A 13,114-nucleotide genomic window follows, 5' to 3' on the forward strand; every position below is an offset into this window, starting at 1 on the left:
ATTCGCGGATTATTGATTGGGCAAGAGTGATGCCATTAGGCGCTATGCAACAGGCTAGCCCTTAATGACCTGAACAAAATGGGCCGCCGTAGCCGGCGCATCCTCGACATCCTCCAGCGCCCGGATGAGTGCCGAGCCGATGATAGCGCCATCGGCATGGCTACAGGCATGGTCGAAGCCCTTTTTATCGGCAATGCCGAAGCCGATGAGACGCGGATTTTTTAGATTCATAGCTGCAATGCGCTCGAAGTATTCCTGTTGCGCTTCTACATCGGGCAGTGTGGTGCCGCCGGTGGTGCCGGGCCCCGAAACTAGGTAAAGAAAGGCCTCCGACAGAGCATCTAGTCGACGAATGCGAGTTTCTGAGGTTTGCGGCGTAATCAGAAATACCGCTTTCAGGCCGTATTTCTGAAATAAAGGGTGGTACGTTTCCTCATACTCATCCAACGGCAAATCGGGTAAAATCAGCCCGTCAATGCCTACATCGGCAGCCTTTTGCAGAAAGGTCTCCACGCCAAACTGAAGCACTGGGTTGAGGTAGCCCATGAGCAGTACGGGTGTGTCGGGCACGGCCGCCCGTAGCGCCTGCAACTGCCCAAATAAAACCGGTAGGTTCATACCATTGGCCAGGGCCACCGAGCTGCTGCGCTGAATAACCGGCCCATCGGCCAGCGGGTCAGAAAAAGGCATGCCGATTTCCAGGATGTCGGCCCCGGCATCCACCAGCGCCTGCGCCAGAGGCAGGGTGTCGTGCAAGCTGGGGTAGCCAGCCGTGAAGTACATATTGAGCAGGTTTTTCTTCTGCTGAAAAGCCGTTTGGATGCGATTCATTTAGCGCAAGGTTTCGCGAAATTTAAGTCTCGCGGAGTGAGAAGAAGCAGGTGGAATAAATGGATAGAAAGAAGCCCGCAGCGTAAGGTGACAAGAGCGAGGCCTCGCGAGGCTTAAATTTTAAACCTCACAAAGCATTGCGCGTTGATTTACAACAGCTTATCCATGTTCTTGAGATAGGTTTCCAGGTCCTTATCGCCACGGCCCGAAAGATTTACCACCACCACGTCGTCGGGGCCGGCGCCGAGCTGCGCCAGGGCTGCGAGCGCATGAGCCGTTTCCAAGGCCGGAATAATACCTTCGAGCCGGCTCAGTTCGCTCACGGCTTGCAGAGCTTCATCGTCGGTGATAGCAATAAACTCGGCCCGGCCTGAGGCGCCCAGATGGGCGTGCAACGGCCCGATACCCGGATAATCTAGCCCCGCGCTCAGCGAGTAGGGCTCCGTAATCTGACCGTGCTCGTCCTGCATCAGCAGCGTGCGGCTGCCGTGGATGATGCCCGGCGTGCCCAGCACTGACGTCGCCGCCGAGTGCCCCGAGTGGATGCCATGCCCGGCCGCTTCCACGGCAATGAGACGCACCGAAGGCTCATCCAGAAAATGATAGAACGCGCCGGCCGCATTGGAGCCGCCGCCCACGCAGGCTACCACAAAATCGGGCAATTCGGTGCCGGTTTTTTCCAGCAGCTGAGCCCGCATTTCTTCGCTGATGACGGCTTGCAGGCGGGCTACCAAATCGGGGTACGGGTGCGGCCCCACCACCGAGCCGATGATGTAGTGCGTATCCACGGGATTGGCAATCCAGTCGCGAATGGCCTCGTTAGTAGCGTCTTTCAGGGTTTGACTACCGCTGGTGACGCGGCGAACTTCGGCCCCGAGCAGGCGCATGCGAGCCACGTTGGGCGCCTGCCGTTCGATGTCGGTGGCCCCCATATATACTACGCAGGGCAACCCCATCAGGGCACAGACGGTGGCCGTGGCTACGCCGTGCTGCCCAGCCCCGGTTTCGGCAATAATGCGTTTCTTGCCCAGCCGCTGGGCCAGCAAAATCTGCCCCACGGTGTTGTTGATTTTATGAGCGCCGGTATGGCACAGGTCTTCTCGCTTCAGGAAAACCCGCGTGCCGTAGCGTTCCGATAGTCGCTTGGCCTCAAACAGCGGCGTGGGTCGGCCCACGTAATCGCGCAGCAAATGCTGTAGGTCAATTTGAAAATCCGGGTCAGCCAGAATTTCCAGGTAGCGGGTGCGCAGTTCTTCCACATTGGGAAAGAGCATTTCGGGCACGAAAGCGCCGCCGAATTCGCCGTAGTAGCCACGGGCGCTAGGTTGCTGGTAGGATGGAGTCATGGCAATTCGTATTCAGTACTAATCAGTATTTAAGCCAGTATCATGCAGCGCAACGAGGCAGTGAGTGGACAGCAGTAACTCAAGCATTAGCACCGCTGACCTGCGGTTCAACAATAGCGAGTGAGATGCTCCGCTGTCGCTGCATGAGTTTCATTGCAGTGATTGTTTGTAAGTCATGTGTTTGCCGCCGGGCGCAAGGCTGCCAGCATCTGCCCTACCCTACCAGCGTCTTTCACGCCCGGCGCGGTTTCAAAGCTGCTGTTCAAATCGACGCCGACCAAGCCTGGTAGGTGTAGAGCCACTAGCTCGGAGGCGTGTTCCAGGCCCAGCCCACCGGCCAGAAAGTATGGCACCGGCAGATTGTAGCCGGCCAATAAATTCCAGTCGAAAACGGCCCCATTACCGCCGGGTGCCGCACCTTTGGTATCAAAAAGAAAGAAGTCACAATACGGCACGTAGGGCAGTAGTGCATCGAAATTAACCGCATTGCCCACCGAAAAAGCCTTCATCACCAGCAAGCCGGCCTCGCTCAATTCTTCGCACTGCGCAGGAGTTTCCTGGCCATGTAGCTGCACCGCGCCCAACCCAAAGCGTTGCGCGGTAGCCAAGATATTTTCGATAGTCTCATTCACGAAAACGCCAACCTTCCAGATACCAGGGGGCAGGGCTTGCACTAGTTCGGGCCTCAGCACCTCGCCCACGAAGCGCGGCGAATTGGGTGCAAAAATGAACCCCAGAAAATCCGGGGCCAGTTCGGCTACGGCAGCCAGCGCCGCCACGTCGCGCATGCCGCACACCTTCACCAGCAGCCGCGACGCCCCCAGGGGCCGCCGCGAGGTGTCGGCCGCGGGCAGGCCAGCAGCCAGGGCAACATCAGCGGGAAGATGACGGGGCGTTTTCATCAGCGAACAGTTTAGGCAACGAGCGCAGCGGGCTGGGGTAAGGCGGCAATTTCCTGGACCAGCGCGGCGCAGGCGCGCTCCGGACGGGCGTGGCGCATGAAGGCCTCACCCAACAGAAAGCCCCGGTAGCCAGCCTCGCGCAGTTGCCCGATTGCGGCGACTGTAGAAATTCCGCTTTCCGAAACCTTCACAAACTCGTTCGGAATGGCAACCGCCAGCTCCAGGGAAGTATCCAGGCTCAGGCTGAAATCGTTCAGGTTGCGGTTGTTGACACCGATTAAATCCACGGCTTCGGCATTGATTGAGCGGGCCAGCTCTTCAGCGTCGTGTACTTCAAGCAGCACCTCCAGGCCCAGCGACCGTGCCAGCCCGCCCAGCGTAGCAATTTCCGCCGGGGTAAGCACGGCCGCGATGAGCAGCACGGCATCAGCCCCAATGCTCTTGGCTTCGAGAATCTGATATTCGTCGACCACGAAATCCTTGCGCAGAATGGGACAGAAATTGAAGCGGCGCGCAGTGGTCAGGTCCTCGTTTTTACCTCCGAAAAACTCCCCATCCGTGAGGATGGACAGAGCTACCGCGCCGGCCTGCATGTAGCCCAGCGTGGTGCGTTCCACCGGGGCGTATTGATTAATCCAACCCTTGGAAGGCGACTTGCGCTTGAACTCAGCGATGAGGCCGCTGCCGTTTTCACGCAGCAGGTACTGCCGTAGCGACAGCGGCTCAGAATTGAAATACAGGCTGGTTTCGAGCAGCTTGGTGGGCACCAGCTCGCGGCGGGTGGCTACTTCTTTCCGCTTGTGCGCAACGATATTTTGGAGAATGGAGGACATAATTGAGGGGAAGAAGGGTAGAGTGAGAAGGAAGAATTAGTGGTTTGATGCAGAATGAAAAGGCTGTGTTGAAGGTTTGTTTCAACCTGATAACTCTTCCATTAATTAATTGTAAGCATAGTTTCAAAAGCTCGTTTGGCCGCGCCCGAATCCAGCGACTCGCGGCTTTGCGCCAGGGCCGTTTCCCAGCTTAGACTGGGACGAGCACATTGGAGTGCCAGGGCAGCATTGGCCGTCACCACATTGCGTTGTGCAGGCGTGCTGCCCCCGTCCAACACCTGCTTGAAGAGCCCGGCGGCCGCGGCTACGGTGCTGCCGCCAACTAGGTCGGCAGCGGTGCAGGCGGCTAGGCCCAGCGTGTCGGCAGTCAGCAGCCGCTCACCCTCGAACGAGGAAACGACCTTGGCCAAACTAGTCAGCGCCAATTCATCGTACCCGTCAAGGGCGTGCACCACGGCGTAGCGGGTGCCCGTGGGCTGCATCAGATAGTGATAGACGCGCTGCAATTCTAGGCTGAACACACCCAACAACTGCGAGGCCGGCCGGGCCGGATTCACCAGTGGGCCGAGGATATTGAAGAAGGTGCGCAGGCCCAGCTCCCGGCGCACCGGTCCGGCGTGGCGCATGGCCGGATGAAAGGCCGGCGCGTGCAGGAAACAGATGCCTGCCCGCTCTAGCTGCCGCCGCATCTGGTCGGAGCTAGCCTCAAAATCATAGCCAAAATGCGCCAGCACGTTGGACGCCCCGGACACCGAGGACACGCCAAAGTTGCCGTGCTTGGCTACCGGCATGCCCGCCCCGGCTACCACAAAACACGCCAACGTAGAGATATTGAGCGTGTTTTTACCGTCGCCGCCAGTTCCCACGATGTCGAGCACCTCATTGGTGCCCAACCCCGGGTCGCGGCTCAAATCGAGCAGAGCCTGCCGAAAGCCCGCCAGTTCAGCTACCGTGATGGGCCGCATGCGGTACACGGCCAGAAAGGCTGCCGTTTCGGCCGGGTTGGCCCCACCTTCGCCCAACTGACGCATGGCAGCATGAGCCTCCACGTGGGTCAGGGGCTGGTGGTCAAATAACTTGGTGAGAATCTGTTTCAAAATCGCTGAATGTAGCGCGGAGCCTTTGCCCCGTGTCGTGAGAACGATTTCGTTCTTAACTTAAAATACTCAAAGCAAAATCTGCAAGCTACTGACTAGCTGAGCCAGTTTTCCAGCATCTTCGCGCCGTGCTCCGTAAGAATGCTTTCAGGATGAAACTGCACGCCGCGCACGTCGTATTGCCGGTGCCGGAAGGCCAGCACCTCGCCGTTGCCATCACGAGCCGTCACTTCCAGCGTGGCTGGCATCGACTCCGGGCGCACGGCCCAGGAGTGGTAGCGCCCCACCTGAAACCGGGACGGCAGACCCGTAAAAAGGCGCTCCTCGGCAACTGTCACTTCGGCCTCATTGGCCACGCCGTGCAATACGGCGGGAATATTGTAAAGCTCCGCCCCGAAGCTTTCGGCCAATCCCTGATGGCCCAGACACACCCCCAGAATCCGCTTGCTGGGCGCGTATCGCTCGATAATAGCTGGCATCAGGCCCGCTTCGGCTGGAATACCTGGGCCAGGCGACAGCAGAACGGCGTCGTACGCAGCCACCGCTTCGAGAGGCAACTGGTCGTTGCGCGTCACGGTCAGGCGGGGGCCGTGGCCAAGCTCGCGTAGCAGGTGCACCAGGTTGTAGGTGAAGGAGTCGTAGTTGTCGAGAACGAGGATTTTCATATCTTTTAGCAATCAATAATTCAGTTACTAACCGCGCGATAAGTTCATTTTTTGAAATGGAACAGCTACCTGATAACTGCTACATGACCTGAGTAGCTGCCAAGAGGGCCGCTCGCAGGGCCCCTAGCTTATGGTGTACTTCCTCCAACTCCGATTGCACGTTGGAAGCCGCCACCACGCCCGCGCCAGCCTGGAAATACAACTGGTTGCCAGTGCTCAAAAACGAGCGAATCATGATGGCGTGGTTAAAGCTGCCATCGAAGCCCAGATGACCCAGGCAGCCGCCGTAATAGCCTCGAGCCGTGGGTTCCAGCCCATCAATCAGCTGAATAGCCCGGTGCTTGGGCGCGCCCGAGAGCGTACCCGCCGGGAACGTATCGGCGACGACCTGCAAGGTGTCGGTGCCCGCATCAAGCTCGGCCGTGACGTGGCTGACCAAGTGGATGACGTGCGAGTAAAACTGGATTTCACGCAGCGTGCGCACCTGTACCTGGGTGCCGTGGCGCGCTAAGTCGTTGCGGGCCAAATCCACCAGCATTACGTGCTCAGCGTTTTCCTTGGGGTCGGCGGCTAGTCGCTGAGCCGCGGCGGCATCGGCGGCGTCATCGCCGGTGCGGCGATAAGTGCCAGCTATTGGGTAAAGGCTGGCTTCACGGCCCTGCACCAATACTTGGGCCTCGGGCGAGGAACCGAAGATTTTGTAGTCGCCATAGTCGAAATAAAAGAGGTAGGGCGAGGGGTTGATGGAGCGCAGGGCGCGGTACACGTTGAACTCGTCGCCCGAAAAGCCTTGCTGAAACCGGCGTGAGAGCACAATCTGAAACACGTCGCCGCGCAGGCAGTGGGCCTGGCCCTGGGTGAGCCGTGCCAGAAACTCGGCGTCGGTCTGATTACTGGCTTCTCCACCTACGGTGGCAAAGCTGAAGGCCGGTACGCTAGGGTTGCGCACCAGATTTTCGAGGCGGTCCAGCCCATCAACCTCGGTATCGAGGGCTCTTTCGCCGGCCACACTGTGCTCAAATAAGTGAAGCTCCTGCCGAAAGTGGTTGAAGGCAATGACGTAACGGTACACGCCGTAGCGAATGAGGGGCACGTCGCCGGCTGGCACTTTGGCCGGGTCCAGGGCCACGTCCTCAAAGCTTTGCACAGCTTCGTAGCCAATGTAGCCAAACAAACCGGTGCTGATAAAAGGAAACTTCGTCGCCGATTCATCCGGCGCAAAAGCCGCCGCGAATTCGCGCAGCCGGGTGAGCCCCTGGCGCGGGTGCGCTAAGGTTTCGGTGGTTTCGTGGCCACCCGGAAAGGACTGGCGCAGCACCCCGCCGCGGCGCAGTTCAAATGTGCCCAGCGGCTCGCATACCAAGTAGCTGAAAGCATTTTGTTGGCCGTGATAGTCAGCACTTTCCAGCAATAAGCAATTGGTACTTTGGTCCCGCAGACGCAGGTATAGGCCCACCGGCGTTACGGTATCGGCCAGGAGGCGGCGGGTGCGGGTGGTGAGTTGGTAAGACACGGAAGCGTGAAATAAACTGGAGGGACGAAATTGGTGGCCCTAGCTAAACAATTAGAATGCAAAAAGCCCGGCGGTAGGCCGGGCTTTTGTGGTCAAAGGCAAAATCAAAGGTGACTTCACTAAGCGCACAGGCAGTCCGGTCCGATGTTTCGGAGCTGCCACCACCAAGCTTGAGAAGTACGATATGAAGTCATATTGAAAAAACGTTTAGTAGAAACGCGATGCAAATATAAAGGTGCTTTTTTTAAAATACCAGCAAGCTCACCTAAAATTTACTGCCAGCTTGGTAGCAAAATCAATCAGTCATCAGCAATATCACAACGACTCAACTCTGACCTTGTTACTTTTATTTACTTCTGCTTTCGAGCTTTATTCTTCACGGGAGCCATTTTGTCAAACAGAAAGGCATAGGCATCGGTAAACTCCCGTCGCCAAAACCACTCGCGGTGCTGCCCATCGGCAGGCGCATGAAAAGAAAGATTGACGGCCAGGACGCCACCGGTCTGCAACTCGTCACGCCAAGCCGTCATCAGCGGCAGCATGGTTTCTGACTCCTTCAGCCCACAAACGAAATAGAACCGCGTTGTGGCGGCCGCCGGATGCGTTTTAGCAAATGCTTGCAGCGAATCATTACACGCCCAGAAAGCAGGCGAGAATGCCCCTACCCGACCAAAGATGAGTGGGTATTTCAGGGCTGCATATACTGAAATCAACCCGCCCAGGCTGGAACCGGCGATACCGGTATACGGTGCGTCGGGCCGGGTACGGTAATGCGCGTCGATATAGGGCTTCAGCGTTTGAGCCAGGAAATCGACGTACTGCCCGCCCTGACCACCGGCTTTGAGTTCAGCGTTATACCACGGGATGTACTCATCGGCGCGGTGCTGCTCGTCGCTGTCGATGGCAACCACGATGCTGCCCGTTGGGTCCTGACCTGTGGCCCGGAGGTGGTCGAGAATTTCATCAACCCCCCATTCCCCGCTAAAGCTGGTGGCGTCGTCAAACACGTTCTGACCGTCATGCATGTAGAGCACGGGGTAGCGCTGGTTTGATCTTTTGGCGTAGTCGGCGGGCAGGTACACCAGCACGCGGCGGTTACGCTCTAGTTGCGGGATGCGAAAGGATTCGTCTACAACCCGCACTTGGGGTGTGGTCGTGTGCTTTTGGGGCCCGGACGGCCGGGCCGCGTTCCACGTCAGTACCTCGTGGGTAATTTCGCCCTTTTGGCGCAAATCGGCCTTGCGGTTGGCTAGCTGCTGCTTGTCGGCTCCTACCTCGACTGTTTTCCAACTGCCTCGGGTAAATTTATATTCAATGGCTCCCAGGCTGTCCGGTAGGGTAATTTGGTAGGTCCCGTCAGTGCTTTTTGTTAGAGAGTACGCGGTATTGCGGGGGTTCCAGGCATTGAAGGAGCCTGCCACAAAAAGCGTATCGGACGGCGGAGTATTCGTCGGAACGCGAACAATTTTCAGCACGGTTTGCGCCGCTAAGGACCCGGCCCTCAGGGTGAGCAGCAAGAGCCCCACACTAATGCCTACCGTAACTCTTTTTATTGTCCTCACGCTGTAACTATTTTATCGGATGGTTTCGCCGGTGCCCGCGCCACGCTCCGATGAATCCATCTTGCGCAACGTGTATACGGCTCTTACTGAATCAATACCAGGCAAGCTATTAGCCTGAAAATCAAGAAATGAACCCTTTTTCTGGGGACCTTTTACAAAGTGGCGGTACTCCTCGGCCGACTCGCGCACCACGTACAGCACCCCCGACGGTACCTTTAACCGGGAGTAAAAGCTGCGACCATCGCCCACAGGGCGACGATTTGCTTCGGCTACCACGCTGGTGCCCAGCAAACGGTACTTGGTAACGTCGCTACCCGGCAAAGCTAAATTACCGAGGCCATCTACAAATACTTCGCGGCGCGTCATGAGGTGCTCCAGGTCCAGCGTTTTGAGCAGGCCCAGGTTCGCCTCGGCCATGATGAGCTGCTGCACGGATTTGCCTGGGGCTGGCTCTTCATAATACACGAGCACTGGCTTATTAAGCTTAATCTTACTCACCTGCACGGGCGGCGTGTCTTCATCGTCGCTGGCTCCTTGCGTGGTGATGGGAGAATACACGGGTGGGGGCTTCACTGCACCTTTGGCACCAGAAGCAGCTTTGCCTTTGGGCACGGGCTTGCGCGAACCGGGCCGGGACTGGGCCAAGACGCTGGTCAGAGTAGTAACCAGCAGCAATACGAGAAGCAGTAAGTGTTTTTTCATTTTCTAAGGAAAAGCCAAAAGTAACGATGATATATTGCCCTTGCAAGGTCCCTACCCTACCGATTAACCAGCAGTAGTGCTAATCTGAATACTGATAAGTGGTAGAGTAGCGTACCTGGTCAAAGCAGCAAAATGCACCTTTCGCAGTTGGATCATACATGTGCGCTCACGTACTTGGTCCTAACTATTATATAGCTCAGCAGGGCTACAAGCCGGTACCCAATTATCTATTACATGGGCTTTGACAATCCCATGGTTATCAACACAGGCCGGGTAGTATGCGATAAAAAGTAACAGTTGTATAATTAAAGAAGCAAACAAGAATTCATCAAGGCACATAATACAACACTGGCCCCAATCGTTTGCAAAACAAAATGCGGCAAACCCAAGCAGCAGGCATCAACATAACCCTTTGTATTTAAGTCTGTTTAATTTATTTTTGTTGTTCTTATCACGTTTCTATTATTCATGCAAAACATTGCATACTTTAGGGAAGTATTAATGAGCCCAACAGGTAGTATCTCAATACATGTGGAGAGCGGCCTATAACCTCGTCGATGCCATTTTTTTGGTACCTTGCAGGCCTTTTATTTCAAACTTCTTTAGAATTTCCCACCATTCATTTTTCCCACCAACCCTATTTTCCATGAAACACCCTTATCTAGCGAAGCTCCTGTTTCTGCTATTGTTCGCAGGCTTCGGCTTCCCCTCTGGGGCCTTCGCCCAAACTGGCTCGGTAAGTGGCCGGGTCACCGACGGTAAGAACCAAGGCATTCCGGGTGCTACTGTACTTATTGAAGGATCCTCATTGGGTAGCTCATCCAATGTGGACGGTACTTATAACATCCAGAACGTACCTGCCGGGCCTCATACTCTCATCTTTTCGTTCGTAGGCTATAACTCTGTACGCCTCCCTGTGACGGTGGTAGCTGGCCAAAATGCTGAAGTGTCGACGGATCTGGCGGAAAGTGCGACCCAGTTGGCGGAAGCAGTAGTGGTAGGCTACGGCACGCAGCGTCGACAAGACGTGACCGGTTCGATTGCAACGGTTGATTCGCGAGAGTTTGTAAAAGGACAGGTAACAACACCTGAACAGCTCATTCAGGGTAAGGTGGCAGGCGTAGCCATTACGACCAATGGCGGTGCTCCGGGAGCTGGGGCGCAGATTCGTATCCGGGGGGGCTCATCGGTTACGGCGTCTAACGACCCGCTCATAGTTATTGATGGTGTGCCGGTTGATAATAACGTGGTAGCTGGTTCACCCAATGCATTGAACCTCATCAATCCTAACGACATTGAGACTTTCACCGTCTTAAAAGATGCCTCTGCAACTGCCATCTACGGCTCGCGAGCTTCTAATGGCGTCATTTTAATTACGACCAAGAAGGGCGCCATTGGCGACAAATTCGCTGTTAATTTCAGTTCGCAATTTTCCGTTTCTCAAAAAACCAAAACCATCGATGTCTTAACTGGCGACCAGTTCCGGGCGGCAGTGGCGGCCAGGGATCCGGCCCTAGCTGCCAAGCTGGGAACGGCTAACACCGACTGGCAAGATGCCATCTACCGCACAGCCTACACCTTCGATAATAATATTAACTTCACAGGAGCCGTGGGCAAAGTGCCCTATCGCGTCAGCTATGGCAACCTTAACCAAGAGGGTATCCTGAAGACCTCGTCGCTGGTTCGTAACTCGGTGGCCGTGGGCATCACTCCCCGCTTATTTAACGACAAGCTCCGCATCAACCTCAATCTGAAGGGAGCCATTACCGATAGCCGCTTTGCTAAATCTGACGCTATTGGCGCGGCCGTGCAGTTTGACCCCACTCGCCCCGTTCGCGTCGATACGGCTGGGGCACCCTATGGTGGCTACTACGAACACGTGCAAAGCAATGGTACTCCTATCTCCATAGCCACGGCAAACCCGCTGGGCATCCTGGAGCAGCAGCGCGACCGCAGCACGGTGAAACGCAGCTTAGGTAACATTCAACTTGATTACCAGCTACCCTTCGTACCCGGTTTAAGAGCCAATTTTAACCTTGGCTACGATATTTCTCGTGGCGATGGTACTGAGTTCATTCTTCCCAGCTCGCGCAATGGCTACAGCGCTACGCCAGCTAGCGCTGGCACCAACCGGTCTTATGGCCAAAACCGTTCCAACTGGTTGAATGAATTCTACTTGAACTACACTCGTGATTTTGATGCATTTGGCCGTTTGGAGTTACTGGCCGGTCACTCCTACCAGAACTTTTACCGCTACGCACCGCGCAACCCAACCTACGCAGCCAACGGAACAACAATACGTACGCCTCCGGCTCTGCCCTATCCCGATGGGGGCGAATACGCACTTGAATCGTACTATGGTCGCTTAAACTACAGCTTGAAGAACCGCTACTTGCTGACGGCTACATTGCGCGCTGACCGTTCATCCCGCTTTGCCCCCCGTTACCGGACGGGCTATTTCCCAGCTGTGGGCCTGGCTTGGCGCTTGAAGGAAGAAAACTTTCTAAAGGATGTATCCTTCTTATCGGACCTCAAGCTTCGGGGTGGCTACGGCCGCACTGGTCAGCAGGATATTGGAGAGACGCGTTACTATGGCTACTTGGCCGTCTACACCGCCGGAGGCTTGGATGCCCGCTACCAGTTTGGGCCAGACTTCTACAATACACTACGGGCGGGCGGATATGTAGCTGACCTGAAATGGGAGGAAACAGCTACGTATAATGCAGGCTTGGATTTGAGCTTCCTGGATGGCCGCCTGACGGCGACTGCCGACGTTTACCTGCGCAAGACCGAAGACCTCTTGTTTGAGGGTCCGGTACCTGCTGGCTCCAACCTGACAAACGAGTTGACCGCAAACGTAGGTAGCTTAGAAAATCGGGGCCTTGAAATAGCCCTGACTGGCAGCATCATCCGCAGTGAGAATGTGGATTGGACCGTGAATGTCAATGCAACCCACAACGATAACAAAATCACGAGTCTCTCGCTTATTAATAACCCAACCTCTATTGGTATTCTAACGGGTGGCATTTCCGGTGGCGGCCAGAGCCGACGTATCCAAATCAATTCGGTAGGCCACCCTACTAACTCATTCTACGTGATGAAGCAGGTATATGGAGACGATGGTAAGCCCCTGGAGGGCAAATACGAAGACCTGAACAATGATGGTAAAGTAGATGAAAAAGATTTGTACCGCTTCAAGTCGCCAGCGCCGCAGGTTTCGCTGGGTCTTAGCTCTAATCTGCGTTACCATCAGCTCAATTTGGCATTCACCATGCGTAGCTACATCGGCAACTATGTGTACAATAACACCAAATCACAGTTGGGCAACTACAATAACACCTACAACACAGCGGATGGTGGTTTCTTCTCAAATGCCAATCCTGATTATCTGTACACAAACTTCACGGCTAACCAATTCGCGTCGGATTACTATGTCGAGAAGGCATCGTTCCTGCGTATGGAGAACGTGACGCTGGGCTACAACCTTGGTAAGGTGGGCAAAGGTACCGTTGGGCTTTCCCTGGCTGTACAGAATGCCTTCCTGATTACCTCCTACTCAGGCATCAACCCTGAGATTGGGACTTCGACTGCTCCCGGAATTGATAACAATTTTTACCCGGTACCTAGAACTTATACCTTCGGTGTGAACGTAGGTTTCTAATT

The 13,114-nt window shown here is 55.6% G+C and carries 10 protein-coding genes; 1 reads left to right on the forward strand and 9 read right to left on the reverse strand.

Annotated elements, in window-relative coordinates:
• Positions 1-54: 54 nt before the first annotated feature.
• From trpA to WX88_RS17585, 9 genes are all read right to left on the reverse strand, one after another.
• Positions 55-831 (reverse strand): tryptophan synthase subunit alpha, encoded by a 777-nt coding sequence (gene trpA / locus WX88_RS17545; protein ID WP_046245706.1) that lies wholly within the window; start codon positions 829-831, stop codon positions 55-57.
• A 149-nt stretch (positions 832-980) separates the two neighbouring features.
• The gene (trpB, locus tag WX88_RS17550; RefSeq protein WP_046245707.1) at positions 981-2,177 is read right to left on the reverse strand and encodes a tryptophan synthase subunit beta; all 1,197 of its coding nucleotides are present in this window, start codon (positions 2,175-2,177) and stop codon (positions 981-983) included.
• A 173-nt stretch (positions 2,178-2,350) separates the two neighbouring features.
• Positions 2,351-3,079 (reverse strand): phosphoribosylanthranilate isomerase, encoded by a 729-nt coding sequence (locus tag WX88_RS17555; protein ID WP_231590736.1) that lies wholly within the window; start codon positions 3,077-3,079, stop codon positions 2,351-2,353.
• Between the two features lie 11 nt (positions 3,080-3,090).
• Complete coding sequence (gene trpC, locus WX88_RS17560; protein WP_046245708.1) at positions 3,091-3,912, reverse strand: indole-3-glycerol phosphate synthase TrpC; 822 nt, start codon at positions 3,910-3,912, stop codon at positions 3,091-3,093.
• A gap of 101 nt (positions 3,913-4,013) precedes the next feature.
• Positions 4,014-5,009, reverse strand: coding sequence for an anthranilate phosphoribosyltransferase (trpD, locus tag WX88_RS17565; RefSeq protein ID WP_046245709.1), 996 nt, complete (start codon positions 5,007-5,009; stop codon positions 4,014-4,016).
• A gap of 95 nt (positions 5,010-5,104) precedes the next feature.
• Positions 5,105-5,674, reverse strand: a complete 570-nt coding sequence (locus tag WX88_RS17570) for an anthranilate synthase component II (protein WP_046245710.1) — start codon at positions 5,672-5,674, stop codon at positions 5,105-5,107.
• 79 nt (positions 5,675-5,753) lie between these two features.
• Positions 5,754-7,187, reverse strand: coding sequence for an anthranilate synthase component I family protein (locus tag WX88_RS17575; RefSeq protein WP_046245711.1), 1,434 nt, complete (start codon positions 7,185-7,187; stop codon positions 5,754-5,756).
• A gap of 350 nt (positions 7,188-7,537) precedes the next feature.
• Positions 7,538-8,662 carry an alpha/beta hydrolase-fold protein gene (locus tag WX88_RS17580; protein ID WP_197076831.1) on the reverse strand — a complete coding sequence of 375 codons (1,125 nt, stop codon included), beginning with the start codon at positions 8,660-8,662 and terminating at the stop codon, positions 7,538-7,540.
• 99 nt (positions 8,663-8,761) lie between these two features.
• Positions 8,762-9,451, reverse strand: coding sequence for a hypothetical protein (locus WX88_RS17585; RefSeq protein WP_046245713.1), 690 nt, complete (start codon positions 9,449-9,451; stop codon positions 8,762-8,764).
• A 646-nt stretch (positions 9,452-10,097) separates the two neighbouring features.
• Here WX88_RS17585 and WX88_RS17590 point away from each other — a divergent pair.
• The gene (locus WX88_RS17590) at positions 10,098-13,112 is read left to right on the forward strand and encodes a SusC/RagA family TonB-linked outer membrane protein (RefSeq protein WP_046245714.1); all 3,015 of its coding nucleotides are present in this window, start codon (positions 10,098-10,100) and stop codon (positions 13,110-13,112) included.
• The last annotated feature ends 2 nt before the right edge of the window (positions 13,113-13,114 follow it).

It is taken from the genome of Hymenobacter terrenus (assembly GCF_000972495.1).
GTDB classification, from domain to species: domain Bacteria; phylum Bacteroidota; class Bacteroidia; order Cytophagales; family Hymenobacteraceae; genus Hymenobacter; species Hymenobacter terrenus.